This is a genomic window from Citrobacter sp. Cb031 (assembly GCF_030336725.1).
Classification (GTDB): Bacteria; Pseudomonadota; Gammaproteobacteria; order Enterobacterales; family Enterobacteriaceae; genus Citrobacter; species Citrobacter braakii.
On sequence record NZ_JAOWDA010000019.1, the window covers coordinates 466857 to 486755 of the forward strand.

The window sequence follows — 19899 nt, forward strand, 5'->3', positions numbered from 1 at the left end:
ATGCACTCCTTATGTGAATCTAAGGATTGTACACGTTTGTTAACAGAATATTAAGAGCCGATCCTGGTTGGCTTTAAATACCGAGTGGATAAATATCGTGACCTAACGCGCGCCATTCGTTCAGTTGTTGCTGCTGAGCGGGCGTTTGGCTTTCGCCGCACCAGACCAGTAAGGTTCGGCCTTCAAACAATTCCGGTCGCAATTGGTTTAGCGAGTGGGCGAGGACGTCAACGCGCCATCCCTGCTGGCTGGCTACCCAACCCTCCAGCCATAAGCGAGTGGTATCATGAATGTTCCAGCCGACAACCAGGGCATCTTTACCCTGTTTCTTGCGCGCCGAGGCCAGACAAATCGCGATGTAGTTGATGAGGACACCGTCGAGGATCCCCAGTAACGCCTGCAGGATCGGCTGCTGACATTGCAGGCGGCGGCGTAACGGAATGAACAAATGGGTGTTGAGCGTTTGTGCGGGATAATCCTGACCGCGCTCTTTGATCCACATCCTGAGGCTATGCAGATTATTACTTTGCAAATAGCTCAACAGCGTCTCTTGCTGTTCGCGCCAGCCGTTATGCACATCAATGTTCTCATTACTGAGCAACATTTTTACCTTACTGACCTGAACGCCGTTATTTATCCAGCGTTTTATCTCACGGATCCGGTCAATATCCGCGTCGTTAAACAGGCGATGCCCGCCGTCTGTTCGCTGCGGTTTCAGTAATCCGTAACGCCTCTGCCACGCGCGTAAAGTGACAGGGTTGATATCACAAAGCAAAGCCACTTCACCTATTGTGTAAAGCGCCATCGTCGTCTCACTTATGCTCGCGAGGTCCCAGTTTTACTTTAGACGCTCTTTTGCGAACTAGGTAGTTTTGTCTGTTTTTTGATCAGCAAATGGGTGAATTTGTAGTCATGTTCGCGCTTTCGAGTGATCGTTCTCACAAATTCCTTTTTTTTTGCAACACTTCAAAGAAAGTTACGCGCAGCCCATGTATGTTACGCGCTTTTAAGTGATGTGTGGTTGGCAGGTATGTACGAGTTTAATCTGGTGTTGCTGCTGCTTCAGCAGATGTGTGTGTTTCTCGTTATCGCGTGGCTCATGAGCAAAACGCGTTTGTTTATCCCGCTGATGCAGGTCACGATCCGGCTTCCGCACAAGCTGCTTTGCTACGTTACCTTTTCCATTTTCTGCATTTTGGGCACCTATTTCGGGCTGCACATTGATGATTCTATTGCTAATACCCGTGCTATCGGCGCGGTGATGGGCGGGCTGCTTGGCGGCCCGGTGGTCGGCGGTTTGGTCGGCCTAACCGGTGGCTTACATCGCTATTCAATGGGCGGAATGACGGCGCTCAGTTGCATGATTTCGACCATTGTGGAAGGTTTGCTCGGCGGGCTGGTGCACAGTGTGCTCACCCGTCGTGGCCGTACCGATAAAGTCTTTAGTCCACTGACCGCGGGTGCCATTACTTTTGTCGCCGAACTGGTGCAGATGCTGATCATCTTGTTAATCGCCCGGCCGTTTGACGATGCGTTTCGGCTGGTCAGTAATATCGCCGCGCCGATGATGGTGACGAATACCGTGGGTGCAGCCTTATTTATGCGTATTTTGCTCGATAAACGGGCGATGTTTGAAAAATATACCTCTGCTTTTTCCGCCACTGCGCTCAAAGTTGCCGCCTCAACGGAGGGTATTTTGCGCCAGGGGTTTAACGAGGTTAACAGCATGAAGGTCGCTCAGGTGCTGTATGAAGAGCTGGATATCGGTGCTGTGGCAATTACCGACCGCGAGAAGCTGCTGGCATTTACCGGCATTGGTGACGATCACCATCTACCCGGAAAACCTATTTCGTCGTCGTACACCCAACGGGCGATAGAAACCGGAGAGGTGGTGTATGCCGATGGGAATGAAGTCCCTTACCGCTGTTCTTTGCACCCGCAATGCAAATTAGGCTCGACGCTGGTGATCCCTTTGCGGGGGGAAAACCAGCGGGTGATGGGGACCATCAAACTGTATGAAGCCAAAAACCGCCTCTTTAGCTCGATCAACCGCACGCTGGGGGAAGGGATCGCTCAACTGCTTTCTGCGCAGATTCTGGCCGGGCAGTATGAGCGGCAAAAAGCGATGCTTACGCAGTCGGAAATCAAACTCCTGCATGCACAGGTGAACCCCCATTTTTTGTTTAATGCGCTCAACACCATCAAAGCCGTGATCCGACGTGATAGCGAGCAGGCCAGCCAACTGGTGCAGTATCTGTCGACGTTCTTTCGCAAAAACTTAAAACGTCCGTCGGAGATTGTGACGCTGGCTGATGAAATTGAGCACGTTAATGCCTATCTGCAAATTGAAAAGGCGCGATTTCAGTCGCGCCTGCAGGTGACTTTAACGGTGCCAGATGCGCTTTCGTATCAGCAATTACCTGCCTTTACCCTACAACCTATTGTGGAGAATGCCATTAAGCACGGTACCTCTCAGCTACTGGATACCGGCGAAGTGTCGATTACCGCCCGCCGCGAAGGGCAGTATCTGATGCTGGATATTGAAGATAACGCCGGGTTGTATCAGCCAACGTCTGAGGCCAGCGGATTGGGTATGAATCTGGTTGATAAACGACTGCGCGAGCGGTTTGGCGACGATTTTGGCATCAGCGTAGCGTGTGAACCTGACCGCTTTACCCGAATCACTTTACGACTTCCTCTGGAGGAACTGGCATGATCAAAGTGCTGATTGTCGATGACGAACCGTTAGCGCGGGAGAATCTGCGGATCCTGTTGCAGGCGCAAAGCGACATCGAGATCGTCGGCGAATGTTCGAATGCGGTGGAAGCCATCGGCGCGGTACATAAACTGCGTCCGGATGTCCTGTTCCTTGATATTCAGATGCCGCGTATCAGCGGTCTGGAAATGGTTGGCATGCTTGATCCTGAGCATCGTCCGTATATTGTTTTCCTTACTGCGTTTGATGAATATGCGGTGAAAGCTTTTGAAGAACACGCGTTTGATTATCTTCTCAAACCGATTGAAGAGGCGCGACTGGAAAAAACGCTGAGCCGTTTGCGTCAGGAGCGCACGAAGCAGGATGTATCGCTACTGCCGGAGAATCAGCAGGCGCTGAAGTTTATTCCGTGCAGCGGCCACAGCCGAATCTATCTGCTGCAAATGGATGACGTGGCGTTTATCAGCAGCCGCATGAGCGGCGTGTATGTGACCAGCAGCGATGGTAAAGAAGGTTTCACCGAACTGACGCTCAGAACGCTGGAAAGCCGTACACCTTTGCTGCGCTGCCATCGGCAGTATCTGGTGAATATGGCGCAATTGCGGGAGATCCGTCTGGAAGAAAACGGTCAGGCCGAACTGATTTTGCGCAACGGGCTGACTGTTCCGGTAAGTCGCCGTTATCTTAAAAGCCTAAAAGAGGCGATTGGACTGTAAAACTGATACACTGCGCGCTATTGCATCACCGACAGTTGAAGGCTCTATGCTAAGTAACGATATTCTTCGTAGCCTGCGCTACACCCTGAAAGCGAACAATAACGACATGGTGCGTATTCTTGCGCTTGCTGACATGGAATCCACCTCCGCAGGTTTTGATACCTGGATGACAAAAGAAGATGAAGCCGGGTTTATTCGCTGCCCGGATATCATTCTCTCCGGATTTTTAAACGGTCTGATTTATCATCTGCGTGGTAAAGACGAGTCTGCGCCGGAACTGGCGCTTGAGCGTCGTGTTAACAACAATACGGTGCTGAAAAAGCTGCGTATCGCCTTTTCGCTGAAAACCGATGATATTCTGGCCATTATGACCGAGCAGAAGTTTCGTGTGTCGATGCCGGAAATTACCGCCATGATGCGCGCGCCGGACCATAAGAACTATCGCGAATGCGGCGATCAGTTTCTGCGTTATTTCCTGCGGGGTTTGACGTCGCGAGTGCACAAAACGAAAGCGTAAAACGACGCTGGCGACCACGATGAATATCGGGTCGCCAGGATGTTATTTCACTTCTTTAAAACCCGCCGATTCCATTACCGTTTGCATTTGCTTCATGCTGATATTTTTATCGGCTTTCTCAGAAAGCTTCATCCCGGAAATTGCCTGCAACGCTTTTATATCGACTTTTTCCATATCGATAGTGACATTTTCCTGCGCGTAGGTATCTGTATAGGTGAGCTTTTCTTCTACGCCTGCAATATTTTGATATTTGGCGCTTAACGCATCGAATACTTTTGCGGCTTCCTCTTTATTGCTGGCGCCGACAGACGCATAGCTGATTTTACTTTCGGAGCTTTGTTTCAGAACTTTGTCACCTTTATAGGTGTAAGAGACGGTGATATCCGAACCGTTAAGATTGGCATTGAATGTTTTCGTTTCTTCTTTATCACCACAACCCGCCAGGGAAAAAACCACAACCGATGCCACGGCGAGAGAAACTAATTTTTGTAACGCTGTCATGGAGACTCCATTTTATGAATATCGAAAGCTAAATAATAATTCTAATGAATATGATGGGGCCGGGCGGCCTTAATAGCAGAGCAGTATAGAATAAATCTAATAGCGATGGCTGAGCAGTCCGAAAATGGAGTGGGGGAGTGTGTTTAAGATTAAAGGTAAATCCCTCAGCAAAAAAAAAGCGCTGCAGTTGCAGCGCTCGAGATGTCTGATTTATTTCACCTGTTGGCCAGGTTTTGCGCCTTCGTCCGGGCTTAACAGGAAAATATCTTTCCCGCCAGGACCTGCCGCCATGACCATCCCTTCAGAAATGCCGAAGCGCATCTTACGAGGTGCCAGGTTAGCAACCATAATGGTCTGACGTCCAACCAGGGTCTGCGGATCCGGATAGGCAGAACGAATACCAGAGAAGACGTTACGCTTCTCGCCACCGAGATCCAGCGTCAGACGCAGCAGTTTGTCAGAACCTTCCACAAACTCGGCGTTTTCAATCAATGCCACGCGCAGGTCAACTTTGGCGAAATCGTCAAAGGTAATGGTTTCCTGAATCGGGTCATCCGCCAGCGGGCCGGTTACCGGTGCGGCAGCGGCCTTCACTTCTTCTTTCGACGCTTCCACCAGCGCTTCAACTTGTTTCATGTCGATGCGATTGTAGAGCGCCTTAAAGGTGTTGACCTTGTGACCGAGCAGCGGTTGCTGAATGGCATCCCAGCTCAGCTCGCTGTTCAGGAAAGCTTCTACACGTTCAGCAAGCGTTGGCAGAACCGGTTTCAGGTAAGTCATCAGGACGCGGAACAGGTTGATACCCATGGAGCAGATCGCCTGCAGGTCGGTATCGCGGCCTTCCTGTTTAGCAACGACCCACGGAGCCTGTTCGTCAACGTAGCGGTTTGCCACATCGGCCAGCGCCATGATTTCACGGATAGCTTTACCAAATTCACGACTTTCCCATGCTTCGCCAATCACCGCAGCAGCGTCAGTGAAGGTTTTATACAACGCCGGGTCGGCCAGTTCAGCAGCCAGTACGCCGTCAAAACGCTTGCTGATAAAGCCTGCGTTACGTGATGCCAGGTTGACTACTTTGTTGACGATATCGGCGTTTACACGCTGAACGAAGTCTTCCAGGTTCAGGTCGATGTCATCAATGCGTGAAGAAAGCTTCGCTGTGTAGTAGTAGCGCAGGCTGTCGGCGTCAAAGTGCTTCAGCCAGGTGCTGGCCTTAATGAAGGTACCGCGAGATTTGGACATCTTCGCACCGTTTACCGTCACATAACCGTGTACGAACAGGTTGGTCGGCTTACGGAAGTTGCTGCCTTCCAGCATTGCCGGCCAGAACAGGCTATGGAAGTAGACGATGTCTTTACCGATGAAGTGATACAGCTCGGCGTCGGAATCTTTCTTCCAATACTCATCAAAACTGGTCGTGTCGCCGCGCTTATCGCACAGGTTTTTGAACGAACCCATATAGCCAATTGGTGCATCCAGCCAGACATAGAAGTACTTGCCTGGCGCATCCGGGATTTCAAAACCGAAGTATGGGGCATCGCGGGAAATATCCCACTGCTGCAGGCCGGATTCGAACCATTCCTGCATTTTGTTGGCGACCTGCTCCTGCAACGCGCCGCTGCGTGTCCAGGCCTGCAGCATCTCGCTGAATGACGGCAGGTCAAAGAAGAAGTGTTCAGAGTCGCGCATTACTGGCGTCGCGCCAGAAACGACGGATTTCGGCTCGATAAGTTCGGTCGGGCTGTAGGTTGCGCCGCAGACTTCACAGTTATCGCCATACTGATCCGGAGATTTACATTTCGGGCAGGTGCCTTTAACGAAACGGTCCGGCAGGAACATGCCTTTTTCCGGATCGTAAAGCTGGGAGATAGTACGGTTCTTAATAAAACCGTTCTCCTTCAGGCGCGTATAAATCAGCTCAGACAGCTCACGGTTCTCTTCGCTGTGCGTAGAGTGGTAGTTGTCATAGCTGATGTCAAAACCCGCAAAATCAGTCTGATGCTCCTGACTCATTTCACCGATCATCTGCTCTGGCGTGATCCCAAGCTGCTGTGCTTTCAGCATGATTGGCGTACCGTGTGCGTCGTCCGCGCAGATGAAGTTAACCTGGTGGCCGCGCATTCGCTGGTAACGGACCCAGACATCAGCCTGGATGTGCTCCAGCATATGGCCGAGGTGGATAGAGCCGTTGGCGTACGGCAGCGCGCACGTTACCAGAATTTTCTTCGCGACTTGAGTCATAGTGGGCAATTACTTCTTTTGTAGTGAAAAGGGCTTTGATAGTACCAAAATGGTAATTACTGCGCCAAGCGATAAGGGCATTTATCCGTAAATGAATAATTGTTGCGGTTGGAGTAAACTACCTGGTGACTATTGTATTTTCAGAACAACAAAAAGGAGTCGGGATGAACGCACAATCCCAGGCCAAATCACCAGAGACCCTGCGCGCGATGGTTGCCGGGACGCTGGCGAATTTTCAGCATTCAACCCTGAAGCATAATCTGACGACGCTTAAAGCGTTGCATCACGTCGCCTGGATGGATGACACGTTGCACGTTGAGCTGGTCATGCCGTTTGTCTGGCAGAGCGCGTTTGAGGACTTAAAAGAGCAATGTAGCGCCGATCTGCTGCGTATTACTGGTGCGAAAGCGATCGACTGGAAACTGTCGCATAACATTGCGACGCTGAAACGCGTGAAAAACCAGCCGGGCATTAATGGTGTAAAAAACATCATCGCCGTCAGTTCGGGTAAAGGTGGTGTGGGTAAATCCTCAACTGCCGTGAACCTGGCGCTGGCGCTGGCTGCGGAAGGGGCGAAGGTAGGGATTCTGGACGCCGATATTTATGGCCCGTCAATCCCGACGATGCTCGGTGCGGAAAACCAGCGTCCAACCTCTCCAGACGGTACCCATATGGCGCCGATCATGTCTCACGGCCTGGCGACAAACTCTATTGGTTATCTGGTTACTGACGATAATGCGATGGTGTGGCGTGGCCCGATGGCCAGCAAAGCCCTGCTGCAGATGCTGCAAGAAACCTTATGGCCGGATCTTGATTACCTGGTACTGGATATGCCGCCGGGTACGGGTGATATCCAGTTGACGCTGGCGCAAAACATTCCGGTCACGGGGGCTGTTGTGGTGACCACTCCGCAGGACATCGCGCTGATCGATGCGAAAAAAGGCATCGTGATGTTCGAAAAAGTCGAAGTGCCAGTGCTGGGTATTGTTGAGAATATGAGTATGCATATTTGCAGCAACTGCGGTCATCACGAGCCAATCTTCGGCACCGGTGGCGCGCAGAAACTGGCTGAGCAGTATCACACCCAACTGCTGGGACAGATGCCGCTGCATATTTCTCTGCGTGAAGACCTGGATCGTGGTACGCCGACGGTCATCAGCCGTCCTGACAGCGAATTTACCGCCATTTACCGCGACCTGGCAGGACGTGTCGCTGCCCAGCTCTACTGGCAAGGGGAAGTGATCCCGGGTGAAATTGCTTTCCGCGCGGTGTAATTAATAGCGTTAAAAAGATTCACCGTATCAATAATGCATTGATGCGGTGAATATATTGGATGAAAAATCTCACTCAATTATTTATCCGGACTGTATAATTCATGTCTTTTTCTGAATAAACACCCTCAATGCATCATTTAAATTGATCAAATTGGTCGAATTAATCTACAATCTCAATTAGTCTTAGCGAGGCAGTTAATCCATAATCTACTGGAAAGACGGCTTGTGTGCTGTTTCCCAACCGATACAGGAATAATGAACGTAATGAAAAAAAATTTATTCTTGGGAGTTATTACTTTGGCTTATGGAATGAGCGCTTCTGCTTTCGCCACAAATACTGCCACCCTGAATATCAATGGTCGGGTAACTGAACCCACCTGTAGCGCTGATGTTGTAAATAACGAAGTGCAGCAACGCTGTGGCAATGCTATTTCCTTTTCAAACGTCAGAGCGGGTGTTTCCAATCCAACAAAAGGTGCGGTAACTGAAATTGTTACTATCACCGGTGACGCTACACGACAAATTGTGATGACGCGTTACGATTAAACGTCTTTTATCAGCCATGCATTATTATTGTGAATAATACGTGGCTGACCATTTCTCTGAAGAATTCCATTCCGACAGTTAATTTCGTAAATTTATTAATTTAAAAGAATAAAAAAATCGACTGATTTGTTTCTATTATATTGCGCTTTGCAATTTGTTTTAAATCAATAAAACAACGCGTTTACATTGCGGTAACGTTTCTGGTGTGCGAATTTAATTTCACGGGTTAAGTCCTCTTAACCAATAGAAATTAATTCATTAAGGAATATACGATGAAACGTTCAATTATTTCTGCTGCTGTTCTGTCCGCTGTAGTTATGAGCGCTGGAGCTTTTGCTGCTGATTCTGATCAGGGTGAACTGATTATTACTGGTAAGGTAGTAGGGACCACCTGTAAATTTACAGGGGATACCACTGCGACCATTGGTATGAACCAAATTGGTGCTGACAGATTAAATGCCTTAGGTGCTGGTGGTGTTTATGAAGGATACTCAAATAAAACTACCGTGCCATTGACGGTTGAATGTACAGGAAGTAAAGCACCAAAAATTACTTTCTCCAGCTCCCAATTTGACAGCGAAAATAAATATATTACACGAAATACCGCAGCAAATAATGGTGCTGGCTTCACCGTTTACTATGGTGATGATTTTACTAAACAGGTTAACCCCGATACAGGTATTGAGTTAACTAAAACTGCGGACAATAAATATACTCTGAACTTTAGCGCACGCTACGCGAAAATTGGTACTGCCGATGTCTCCGCTGGTGATGTGGCTTCTTCGCTGACGATGACGGTTGTTACTGATTAAGATGACTATCCTGTTTGTCGGCGGCTCCGGCCGCCGATTATTTCCGCAGTAAGGATAATTATAATGAAAAAAATACTCGTGTTTTTACTGGCCGGTACAGTAATGCCTGCGTGGGGCGGCATATACATTTACGGCACCCGTGTCATTTATCCGGCACAGAAACAAGAAATCACCGTGCAGTTAATGAATGAAGGCAGTCGCAGCTCGCTGGTTCAATCCTGGATAGATGACGGAGATACCGTTCTACCACCCGAAAAAATCCACGTGCCATTTGTAATGACCCCTCCTGTGGCAAAGGTCAGCGGAGGCTCTGGTCAACAACTGAAAATTAAGCAATTGGCAAATACCCTGCCGAAAGATCGTGAAAGCCTTTTTTTTCTGAATGTGTTAGATATTCCTCCTAATTCTGCGGAATCAGAAGGTAAGAACATGATTAAATTTGCTATGCAGAATCGCATCAAATTTATATATCGCCCGCAGGGTATCGCCGGTGTAGATGAAAAAAGCTTTTCTCGCTTAAGCGTCAGAGATGTCAGCGGTGGCATTAATATCAAAAATAATTCTGCCAACTGGATTACTATTCCTGAACTAGTGGGTAATTCAAAAATAAACAGCGAGACAGTATTACTTGCTCCGTGGTCAGATAAAAAGGTCATCACCACTGCTGTCGTTAATCATTACAAGGTTACTCTTATTGATGATCACGGAAACTACTTAAGTGAAAAAATAAAAACGGAAAGATAGTCAAGGATTGATTATGTCAACGATAAATTCTATTACACTGTCAATCCTGTCGGTGTTGGCTGCTTCATCTGCATGGGCTGAAGAAGACACGTTTGATACCCACTTTATGATCGGTGGTTTGAATGGTGAGAAAATCTCTCGCTATCAAATTGATGGCGATAAGCCAATGCCCGGTATATATGAAATGGATGTTTATCTTAATAATAAGTGGCGTGGTCGGTACGATATTGATATTAAAGACGATCCCGAACTGACATGTCTGTCCTGGGCACAATTGCAGCAAATTGGTATTCGCACCGGGAACATTAAAACGGATAAACAAGAAGGCTGCGTGCCGCTGCGTGCAGCAGTGCAGGGCGGCAGTGTTAGTTATGACATTGGGGAGTTTATTCTAAATTTAAGCGTACCTCAGGCGTATGTGGTTGAATATGAACCAGGATATATGCCGCCTGAAACCTGGGATCGTGGGGTGAACGCTTTTTATACCTCTTATTACGCCAGCCAGTATTACAGTAATTATAAACACGGTGGTGATGATAAAAGCAGCTATGTGAACCTGAATAGCGGGTTGAACCTGCTGGGGTGGCAGTTGCATTCAAGTGACAACTATACGAAAGGTAACGAGGGCAACGGCAAATGGAAGAGCAACACGTTATATGTGGAACGTGGTGTGCCGTCGATTCTTGGTACATTGCGCGCTGGTGACATGTATACCGGGGCAGATATTTTTGATGCCGTACGTTTTCGTGGTGTGCGTATCTGGCGCGATATGCAAATGTTACCAAACTCAAAACAGAATTTTACCCCTGTAGTTCGTGGGATTGCTCAGAGCAACGCCCTGGTAACCATCGAACAAAATGGTTTTGTTATTTACCAGAAAGAAGTGCCACCAGGCCCATTTGCTATTGATGATCTACAACTCGCTGGTGGTGGTTCGGATTTAGATGTCAGTGTGAAAGAGGCTAACGGTTCGATATCTCATTATCTGGTGCCTTTTTCATCTGTGCCAAATATGCTGCAGTCGGGCGTATCGAAATATGATTTCGCTGCAGGGCGAAGCCATATTGAAGGGGCTGGCAATCAGTATGATTTCCTGCAAGGTAGTTATCAGTATGGTCTGAACAATCTGCTAACGGTCTATAGCGGTACAATGCTGTCGCAAAACTATTCTTCATTTGTGCTTGGGACTGGCTGGAATACACCCATTGGCGCAGTATCGGTAGACGCCACGCGATCGCATAGCAAGCAGGATAATGGTGATGTTTTTGATGGTCAGAGCTATCAGGTTGCATGGAACAAATATGTCACGCAGACCGGTACGCAGTTTGCACTGGCAGCTTATCGTTACTCCTCGCGGGATTATCGCACCTTTAATGACTACGTGTGGGCGAATAATAAAAATAACTATAATCGCGATAAAAACGATGTTTATGACATTGCGGACTACTACCAAAACGACTTTGGCCGCAAGAACAGTTTTTCACTGAATATAAATCAAGCGTTACCCGAAAACTGGGGATCCCTGGCGGTTAGCGGCCTGTGGCGCGACTATTGGCAACGCAGTGGAAACGGCAAAGATTATCAGCTTAGCTACTCTAACGCCTGGCAGCGAGTTAGCTATACCGTTGCCGTGAGTCAAACGTACGATGAGGATAACCACGAGGATAAGCGTTTTAACCTGTATATCTCCATCCCGTTCTCGTGGGGGGACGGTATTTCCACTCCTCGACGCGATCTGTTCGTCTCTAATTCCGCGACGTTTGATAATGACGGCTTTCAGTCGAATAACACCAGCTTAAGCGGGGTGACGGGTCATCGCGATCAATTCAGCTATGGCGCCAACCTCAGTCAGCAACGACAGGGGAACGAGACAACGGCGGGCGTTAGCATGGTCTGGCGCGCGCCAGTGGCGACTGTAGGCAGTAGTTACAGCCAATCGAATAAGTATCAACAGGCCAGCGGCAATATTCAGGGGGGGATCGTGGTGTGGTCTGAGGGCGTGGCTCTGACTCCCCGGCTTTCAGATACATTCGCCATTGTTAAAGCGCCTGGGTTACAGGGTGCGGCTGTGCAAGGGCATCGTTACCTAACGACCAACAGTAAAGGTTACGCGGTTTACGACAGTCTGACGCCGTACCGTGAAAATATGCTGATGCTGGATCTTTCCGACACTAATAGCGATGTGGCATTACTGGGCAATCGAAAAGGTACAGTACCCTATCGCGGTGCAGTCGTGATGACGGAGTTTGAAACCGATCGGCGCAAACCCTGGTACTTCCTGGCCGAGCGTCCGGACGGCTCTCCGTTATCTTTCGGTTATGAAGTGGAAGATGATATCGGTAATAATATTGGTCTGGTGGGGCAGGGTAGCCGGTTATTTATTCGCACTAACGACATTCCCGCGTCGGTACATGTTGCAGTTAATAAACAGCAGGGACAGTTCTGTACAATTACCTTCGATAGGGTGATTGATGAGAATAAAGTCTATATTTGCCGATAAGGATGCAAGATATGAAAGGATACGTATTTTTGATATTTTTGCTGCTGTCATCCTTTGGCGCTGATGCCGGGTGTACATTTCAGACGAAAAATGGCGGGTTAGCGACAATTAATCTGGATATGACATCTGGAACGGCAATAAATCAAATTAATCTCAGTTCCAGTGGCAACATAGTGTGTACAGCCAACAGTGATAGCTTATATTATACAACACCGCTTAAGGATTACATTGTTGCAATTCAGGGGGCCAGCGGCAAGAAGGTTTTAATTAATATCAATCTGACCAGCAATGATTTTCCAGTAAGTGTTGGTAAGAAAACGGTTAGTGCCGGCGAAGTGCTGGATACCAAAAGTTTCACCATCTCAGCAAGATATGTAAATTCAGGGACTATTAAGCAGACAGTATCCGGTGATGCGTTTAGTCTGAGCGACCCGGCAGTAAGTATTACCTCTGATAATTCTTGTACTTCAAACTGGCTAGCTTATCTTTATTGCTGGGTTACCGGACGTTTATCGAGTAATTCAGCTTTTACACAGAATTTAAGCTTTACAGTAACGCATAAACCCACCACGTGTCAGTTTTCATTACCTCGATACGAAATTAAAATGCCAGATACCACATTAAATGAAATGCTCACGGTTAATAATACCAAATCGGGTTCTACAAATCTGGTATTGAATTGCGAAAGTATATATAACGTCACCACTAATCCCGTCACTTTTAAGGTGGTGCGCGGTGACTGGGATGAAAGCGGGAAAATACTAAAAAACACGATAGCGAATGGCGCCAAAGGGGTGGGGTTCCAGATATATAATGGCACCGCGACTTCTCCTCTAAAACAGGGGGATAATCTGATGAACAGAATGACCAAACTGGAAGCAATCAGTAATCAGTACACTTTCCCTATCACTGCGAAATATGTTCGCGTGACAGGGGAATCATTACTGCCTGGTGAAGTACAAAGTAAAGTGATATTTGCAGTATCTTATGACTAATTGATTTGCGGGTATTTCACGTACTTTCTTGCTGAAAGTACGTGTTTTTTCTATTAACGATGATAAAAAATCTCGCCGTCGTAGGCTTTAATGATCTTACCGTCAGCATCGTTGATCAGCACGTACGCACCACCCATGTAGGTCCAGTGGGTACCGGCGGTAGGGGCTGGCAGGTTGCGTTGGTTCCATTGCTTAATCGCATATTCGTCAGTACGGTACAGCGGTGGGACCGTGTCACCAGGTTTAAAATGGGTAAAATCGGCGATGAAACCGCTCAACTCATACTTATCAATTCCGGTGGGAGCAGCTGTTGCGGCCGGCGCGGCCCAGACGACGCTGCTTGCAAGCAGGAGTGCACCCAGCAACATTTTATTCTTCATACCCATCCTCTTTACCTGTTCGGGTCATCAACATCAGTCGTGTATCATTCCTGGCTTATAGGGCATCTGACAAGAACTTTTTTGTGATCACGCCAGTCATTTCGTAAAAAGTGTAAATGAATGTACAGAATAGCTGCAACCTTACCCCGTAATTTCGTGGAGGGCCATGGTGCTGCGCTAATTTACATCATCAAGCGTAGGCAGTATTCTGTTACCGAAACTTGTGTTTCAACGACTCGGGGTGCCCTTCCTGGTGAAGGCTGAGAAATACCCGTACCACCTGATCTGGATAATGCCAGCGTAGGGAAGTCTGACACTGCTCGTGTCCCTTCTTCGCGCGGGCAGGAGCTGAACCATGCAGCCTGACCTGCACAGCCGCACACTCGCGGCTCACACCTTACATCAATTTAGAACGCTTTCCCCTCTCACACACTGCATGACCAACGAGGTCGTGCAAAGCTTTACGGCCAATACGTTGCTGGCGCTGGGCGCATCACCTGCAATGGTAATCGAGCCTGAGGAAGCCAGTCAGTTCGCGGCTATTGCCAGTGCATTACTGGTTAACGTCGGCACCTTAACCCGGGAACGGGCTACGGCGATGCGTGCCGCAGTTGAGCGGGCACAACTTGCTAAAACCCCGTGGACGCTCGATCCCGTTGCCGTGGGGGCGCTGGAGTTTCGTCGTCGCTTCTGTCTGGATTTGTTGGCGCTACAGCCTGCGGCTATCCGCGGCAACGCTTCGGAAATACTGGCTCTGGCGGGTATGAACGGTGGGGGACGCGGCGTGGATACGACCGATACGGCAGCCGCTGCGCTTCCTGCAGCGCAGGCACTGGCTCGTCAGGTTGGGACTATTGTCGTGGTTACCGGCGAAATTGACTATATCACCGATGGTCAGCGTACCGTCTGCGTGAACGGGGGTGACCCGTTGATGACGCGCGCGGTGGGCACCGGATGCGCGCTGTCGGCAGTCGTTGCAGCCAGTTGCGCCCTGCACGGTGACCGGCTTGATAACGTCGCCTCTGCCTGTAGCTGGATGAAACAGGCCGGACAAATAGCCACTCAACAATCAACCGGACCGGGCAGTTTTGTCCCGGCATTTATCGACGCCCTCTATAACCTCAACGCGCAGGAGCAACTATGAAACGGATTAACGCATTAACCATTGCCGGAACCGATCCAAGCGGTGGTGCGGGTATTCAGGCCGATTTAAAAACGTTCTCGGCGCTTGGTGCTTACGGCTGCTCGGTTATCACGGCGTTGGTGGCGCAAAATACGCGCGGGGTACAGTCGGTGTATCGCATTGAACCTGACTTTGTCGCCGCACAACTGGATTCGGTGTTCAGTGATGTGCGTATCGACACCACTAAAATCGGTATGCTGGCGGAAACGGATATTGTTGAAGCGGTCGCCGAACGCTTGCGTCGCCATCGGGTGCAAAATGTCGTGCTGGATACCGTGATGCTGGCGAAAAGCGGCGATCCGTTGCTGTCTCCTTCGGCGATTGAAACGCTGCGTACCCATTTGCTGCCGCAGGTTTCGATTATCACCCCAAATTTACCCGAAGCTGCGGCGATGCTCGGGGCTCCCCATGCGCAGACTGAGCAGGAGATGTTAGAGCAGGGAAGGGCGCTGCGGGCGCTGGGTTGCGAGGCGGTGTTGATGAAAGGCGGTCATCTGGAGGATGCGCAAAGCCCCGACTGGCTCTTTACCCGTGATGGCGAGCAGCGTTTTACCGCGCCAAGGGTGATGACCAAAAATACCCACGGTACTGGCTGTACGCTATCGGCGGCACTGGCGGCGCTGCGTCCGCGCCATGACAACTGGGCACAGACAGTGCAGGAAGCTAAGTTGTGGCTTTCAGCGGCATTGGCGCAGGCCGACACCCTGGAAGTCGGTGAGGGAATTGGTCCGGTGCATCATTTCCACGCGTGGTGGTAATGAGTATACTGGCTGCAGAAACGGCTGCAGGAAAAAGATAAATGGAACAAGCGCATACCCAGCTTATCGCGCAACTGAATGAACGTATTTCCGCGGCAGATAACACGCCGCTGTATATGAAATTTGCGCAAACGGTGAAAAACGCTGTGCGCAGCGGGATTCTGGAGCATGGAAACATCCTGCCCGGCGAGCGCGATCTCAGCCAGTTGACTGGCGTTTCGCGAATTACGGTTCGTAAGGCGATGCAAGCCCTGGAAGAAGAAGGCGTCGTGACGCGCGCCCGCGGTTACGGGACGCAGATCAACAACATCTTCGAGTATTCGCTAAAAGAAGCGCGTGGTTTTTCACAGCAGGTGGTGTTGCGCGGTAAAAAACCAGATACGCTGTGGGTTAACAAGCGGATTGTGCCTTGCCCGGAAGAGGTAGCGCAGCAGCTGGCTGTTGCCACGGGGAGTGACGTCTTCCTGCTCAAGCGCATTCGCTACGTAGATGAAGATGCGGTTTCTATTGAAGAGTCATGGGTTCCTGCCCATCTAATTCATGACGTGGATGCCATCGGCGTTTCACTGTATGACTATTTTCGCAGCCAGCATATTTTCCCGCAGCGCACCCGCTCACGTGTCAGTGCCCGAATGCCTGACGCAGAGTTCCAGGCGCACATTCAAATGGACAGCAAAGTGCCGGTGCTGGTGATCAAGCAGGTAGCGCTTGACCAGCAGCAACGGCCCATTGAATACAGCATCAGCTATTGTCGAAGCGATCTATACGTGTTTGTGTGCGAGGAGTAACGCCTCGCGCGTAGGGGCGCAATCGCCCCCGCGATGCCCTACCACCCAGGACGCCACGGCGTTTCCAAGCAGTACAGCGTCAGCCAGCGACCAGCCAGACGCCAGTCCCGCCAGCATGCCGCCAGCGTGGCTGTCACCAGCGCCAATGGTATCAACGACCGCTGTCGCAAATGCCGGTATGCAACCGGAAGTTTGCGTGCTGAAATACCACGCACCGTCTTTATCGTGGCGTACCACCACCGGTGTGGCAAAACGTTGCACCCATTGTGCGCCAAAACCTTCTACATCCTGGCTTAATACAAACCGCTCGGCGGCAATTTCCGCCTCCTGCCGATTGAGCGATACCAGTGGACGGCAGGCCATAATTCTTGCCAGTAAGGGCTCGGGAATGTCGCCGATGCGTGGGCCAAAATCGATAAACGGCGTCACTTCCTCCAGCCCTTCCAGCCAATGCACCAGCAACTCACCACACGGAGAGGCTAACTGATAGCCCGAGAGATAAACCAGGCTGTGACGTGGGATCTCCAGCTGTGCCAGCCAGTCAGCGTTCCACTGATTTTCGACGCCACTAAAGGACATAAAGGTACGTTCGCCATCCGGCTCGACCAGAGCGAGACACCAGCCGTTATCGCCTGCGGCGTTATCGATCAGGCTGTGCAGTCCCTCTTTTGCCATCCGGTTGCGGATAATATCGGCCCACACCCCCTGACCCAGCGGTAAAGCATTACTGGCGTCGATACCTAACCGCTTGAGTGCTACGGCAATATTGAGCGCGCAGCCGCCAACGTTCACCCCTTGCTGTTTGAGTTCAATGTCACATCCGCGCCAGGGAAGGGCATACGCATCGGCAATGACATCAATCACCGCCGCACCCACCACCGTAACGGGTCGCTGTGTGCGTAACTGCGGGAGAAGTTGTTGCAGACGCGTGGTGCTCATAGTGCCTCCCGCTGCTCGCGCAGTCGCATCAATCCACTGGCGTAGCGGATAAAGTCCAGCTGATTTACCGCATCGAGCTCATGTTTCAATGCCGGATTAATCGCACTTACGCCGTGGAGCGCGCCACAAATGGCGGTTGCCATCGCCCCGATGGTGTCGGTATCGCCCCCGAGGTTCGCGCACAGAATGGCGCAGCGGTTAGGATCGGTCTGCGCCAGCTCAACCATAGCGATGGCGCAAGGCACGGATTCAATGGTACTGGTTCCGGCCCCTACAACCTGATACAACTGCTCGCAGGCAGATTCAATGCCGTCAGCGTTACGGACAATTTTCAGCGCCAGTTCAAGGCGTGCAGAGAGCGATGCGCTAAAGGTAGTGATCCTTTTTTGCTGCGCATGCCGGGCAATGGCTGGCAGCGCGTCGACAATCTCTGACCATTTTCCGCCGTCGATAGCGCGTGATACCGCCCATGCGACCACCACTGCGCCAGCGATAGCCAAATCCGATTTATGCGTCGGGCTGGAGGCTAATGCCACATCATCGATAAAGGCATCGAGATCGCGCGCGGGGAGCAGACATCCCAGCGGTGAAACGCGCATTGCCGCTCCGTTGGTAACGCCGTTATTTTCCAGTTCGGCGACAGGTTTGCCGTCGCGAATGGCTTTTAGGGCAATTTTTGAGGTCGGGCCGAGCACGTTTTTATTAAAAGCATCAAAACGTTCGGCCCAGGCCAGAATATTGCGGCCAATAACGTCGGGTACAATCTCTCCGTCGCACTCAAGCAGGGCATCAGCCAGACACAGCGCCATGGAGGTGTCATCAGTGAACTCCGCCTGGTTAAAATAGCAGGCGGCATTATTCTCCGCAGGGCCGGGTAAAAAACGGTCGATCCAACCGAAATGGGCTTTAACCCGGGTTCTTGGCCACAGTTCCGACGGCATACCCATCGCATCCCCTAACGCCTGCCCATAAAGAGCACCGAGAATACGTTCTGCTTTCATTTTACTTCCCCTTGTTTCAACGCTACATCGCGATCATCCACCTTAATGGCGGTGATTTCTTTATCTGACTCGCGAAAGAAAATCATAAACATTACGGCAATGACGGCGATCATGACCGCGCCAAATCCCCACATGCCAGCCCAGTTAAAGGTAAGACCATTCACCGGTTCCTGATAAGCAAACATTTTTTCCATCATCACGCCGCCCAGACGATAACCGAGCAGGCTACCGAATCCCTGACAACAGAGGGTGATAAGCCCTTGCGCCGCGGTGCGCATATGTACGGGCGCTTTTTTATCGACATAAATGTAGGCTGTGACGTAGTAGAAGTCGTAACTGACGCCGTGCAGCAGAATGCCGAGAAACAGCAGAGCGTAAGTGAAATATTCTTCCGCGCCGCCGTAAACGAAAAATCCGTAGCGGATAGCCGCAGTAATAAGACCAAGCAGCAATACCTTTTTAATGCCAAAGCGTTTGGTGAAAAACGGTAGCGCCAGCATAAAGAAGATTTCAGAGAACTGGCCCAGCGTCATCCAGCCGGTGGCGTTTTTCATCCCGACTTCTGTCAGATAACCGTTGGCGAAGATGTAATAGAACGCCAGCGGCATCGCGAACAGAAAAGAGCAAAAGAAAAAGACGAGGAAGTTCTTATCCCGCAGCAGTATCAGCGCATCCAGACCCAGCATGACCTTGAAATCCATTTTGCCGGTACTTTTCGGCGGCGTATCCGGTAAAAAGAACGCAAAGACGCCTAACAGAGCGGAGCTTCCGGCAGTGATAAGCAGAGGAATATTGGTAGGGGAGATGTCACTATAGCCAAGCATTTGCGGTAAGAAACCGCAGGCCAAACCAGAGGCGATCCAGCCAATGGTCCCCATCACACGGATGCGCGGGAAATCACGCTCAACGTCACTGACGTTGGCAAAAGCGATACTGTTGGTCAGCGCAATCGTCGGCATATAGGTCAACGAATAGGCCAGTAACAGCGGGAAAAATCCGCTGAAGGTGGTTTGCTGGGCGGCGAAGTACATTAAAATAGCGCCGACGAACATCAGCACCGCCAGCACTTTTTGCGCGGAGAAAAAACGGTCAGTGACAGAACCGACCAGGATGGGCGACAGGATCGCAGCAATCGCGGTACAGGCGTAGGACCAGCCGATCTCCCCGGCGCTAAAGCCACTTTTACTCAGCCACAGCCACAGCGGTACAAACCAGGCGCCCCAGATAAACCACTCTACAAACATCATGAACGACAGCTTAACTGTAGTTTTCATCTTTAAATCCT

The 19899-nt window shown here is 50.3% G+C and carries 19 protein-coding genes and 1 riboswitch; of the genes, 12 read left to right on the forward strand and 7 right to left on the reverse strand.

The window, feature by feature from the left end:
- Positions 1-73: 73 nt before the first annotated feature.
- On the reverse strand, positions 74-805 hold the full coding sequence (gene mlrA / locus OGV93_RS03420; protein WP_016153692.1) for an HTH-type transcriptional regulator MlrA: 732 nt from the start codon (positions 803-805) through the stop codon (positions 74-76).
- 225 nt (positions 806-1030) lie between these two features.
- Here mlrA and OGV93_RS03425 point away from each other — a divergent pair, with 225 nt between their 5' ends.
- From OGV93_RS03425 to OGV93_RS03435, 3 genes are read left to right on the forward strand one after another with little or no spacing between them, the layout of a single operon-like run.
- Entirely contained in the window at positions 1031-2716 is a 1686-nt protein-coding gene (locus tag OGV93_RS03425; RefSeq protein ID WP_016153691.1) for a sensor histidine kinase, read from the forward strand.
- On the forward strand, positions 2713-3432 hold the full coding sequence (gene btsR / locus OGV93_RS03430; protein ID WP_016153690.1) for a two-component system response regulator BtsR: 720 nt from the start codon (positions 2713-2715) through the stop codon (positions 3430-3432). Before OGV93_RS03425 ends, btsR begins: the two co-directional genes overlap by 4 nt.
- A gap of 46 nt (positions 3433-3478) precedes the next feature.
- Entirely contained in the window at positions 3479-3949 is a 471-nt protein-coding gene (locus OGV93_RS03435; RefSeq protein ID WP_016156965.1) for a YehS family protein, read from the forward strand.
- 42 nt (positions 3950-3991) lie between these two features.
- Here the strand turns inward: OGV93_RS03435 and OGV93_RS03440 are convergent, their stop codons facing one another.
- Entirely contained in the window at positions 3992-4450 is a 459-nt protein-coding gene (locus OGV93_RS03440) for a YehR family lipoprotein (RefSeq protein ID WP_016156964.1), read from the reverse strand.
- Positions 4451-4660: 210 nt separating this feature from the next.
- On the reverse strand, positions 4661-6694 hold the full coding sequence (metG, locus tag OGV93_RS03445; protein ID WP_103928372.1) for a methionine--tRNA ligase: 2034 nt from the start codon (positions 6692-6694) through the stop codon (positions 4661-4663).
- Positions 6695-6858: 164 nt separating this feature from the next.
- On the opposite strand from metG, the gene apbC reads away from it, so the two are divergent.
- The 6 genes from apbC to OGV93_RS03475 all read left to right on the forward strand — a co-directional run bounded on the left by apbC (position 6859) and on the right by OGV93_RS03475 (position 13565).
- Positions 6859-7968, forward strand: coding sequence for an iron-sulfur cluster carrier protein ApbC (apbC, locus tag OGV93_RS03450; protein WP_016153686.1), 1110 nt, complete (start codon positions 6859-6861; stop codon positions 7966-7968).
- A gap of 264 nt (positions 7969-8232) precedes the next feature.
- A complete protein-coding gene (locus OGV93_RS03455; protein ID WP_101700143.1) occupies positions 8233-8514 on the forward strand; it encodes a DUF2574 family protein in 282 nt (93 codons plus the stop codon).
- 272 nt (positions 8515-8786) lie between these two features.
- A complete protein-coding gene (gene yehD, locus OGV93_RS03460) occupies positions 8787-9326 on the forward strand; it encodes a fimbrial protein YehD (protein WP_101700060.1) in 540 nt (179 codons plus the stop codon).
- A 63-nt stretch (positions 9327-9389) separates the two neighbouring features.
- Positions 9390-10070 (forward strand): fimbrial assembly chaperone, encoded by a 681-nt coding sequence (locus OGV93_RS03465; protein ID WP_101700059.1) that lies wholly within the window; start codon positions 9390-9392, stop codon positions 10068-10070.
- A gap of 13 nt (positions 10071-10083) precedes the next feature.
- Positions 10084-12570 (forward strand): fimbrial biogenesis outer membrane usher protein, encoded by a 2487-nt coding sequence (locus tag OGV93_RS03470; protein ID WP_287109364.1) that lies wholly within the window; start codon positions 10084-10086, stop codon positions 12568-12570.
- Positions 12571-12581: 11 nt separating this feature from the next.
- Positions 12582-13565 carry a fimbrial protein gene (locus OGV93_RS03475; protein WP_287109365.1) on the forward strand — a complete coding sequence of 328 codons (984 nt, stop codon included), beginning with the start codon at positions 12582-12584 and terminating at the stop codon, positions 13563-13565.
- 53 nt (positions 13566-13618) lie between these two features.
- Here the strand turns inward: OGV93_RS03475 and OGV93_RS03480 are convergent, their stop codons facing one another.
- A complete protein-coding gene (locus OGV93_RS03480; protein WP_019077205.1) occupies positions 13619-13951 on the reverse strand; it encodes an RcnB family protein in 333 nt (110 codons plus the stop codon).
- A gap of 221 nt (positions 13952-14172) precedes the next feature.
- Positions 14173-14269: riboswitch (TPP riboswitch) on the forward strand.
- Positions 14270-14300: 31 nt separating this feature from the next.
- Here OGV93_RS03480 and thiM point away from each other — a divergent pair.
- Genes thiM through OGV93_RS03495 form a run of 3 tightly spaced genes read left to right on the forward strand, consistent with a single transcriptional unit; the run spans position 14301 to position 16674 of the window.
- Positions 14301-15089, forward strand: a complete 789-nt coding sequence (thiM, locus tag OGV93_RS03485; protein WP_275261884.1) for a hydroxyethylthiazole kinase — start codon at positions 14301-14303, stop codon at positions 15087-15089.
- Complete coding sequence (gene thiD, locus OGV93_RS03490; protein WP_287109366.1) at positions 15086-15886, forward strand: bifunctional hydroxymethylpyrimidine kinase/phosphomethylpyrimidine kinase; 801 nt, start codon at positions 15086-15088, stop codon at positions 15884-15886. Before thiM ends, thiD begins: the two co-directional genes overlap by 4 nt.
- 41 nt (positions 15887-15927) lie before the next feature.
- Entirely contained in the window at positions 15928-16674 is a 747-nt protein-coding gene (locus OGV93_RS03495) for a GntR family transcriptional regulator (protein ID WP_016153677.1), read from the forward strand.
- Here the strand turns inward: OGV93_RS03495 and OGV93_RS03500 are convergent.
- The 3 genes from OGV93_RS03500 to OGV93_RS03510 are packed head-to-tail and all read right to left on the reverse strand — an operon-like array spanning position 16648 to position 19888.
- Entirely contained in the window at positions 16648-17613 is a 966-nt protein-coding gene (locus tag OGV93_RS03500) for a PfkB family carbohydrate kinase (RefSeq protein ID WP_287109367.1), read from the reverse strand. The two genes, OGV93_RS03495 and OGV93_RS03500, sit on opposite strands and share 27 nt — an antisense overlap.
- The gene (locus OGV93_RS03505; protein ID WP_019077202.1) at positions 17610-18614 is read right to left on the reverse strand and encodes an ADP-ribosylglycohydrolase family protein; all 1005 of its coding nucleotides are present in this window, start codon (positions 18612-18614) and stop codon (positions 17610-17612) included. Before OGV93_RS03505 ends, OGV93_RS03500 begins: the two co-directional genes overlap by 4 nt.
- Positions 18611-19888, reverse strand: coding sequence for a nucleoside permease (locus tag OGV93_RS03510; RefSeq protein WP_016153674.1), 1278 nt, complete (start codon positions 19886-19888; stop codon positions 18611-18613). The genes OGV93_RS03505 and OGV93_RS03510 overlap by 4 nt, the downstream gene beginning before the upstream one ends.
- Between the last annotated feature and the right edge of the window lie 11 nt (positions 19889-19899).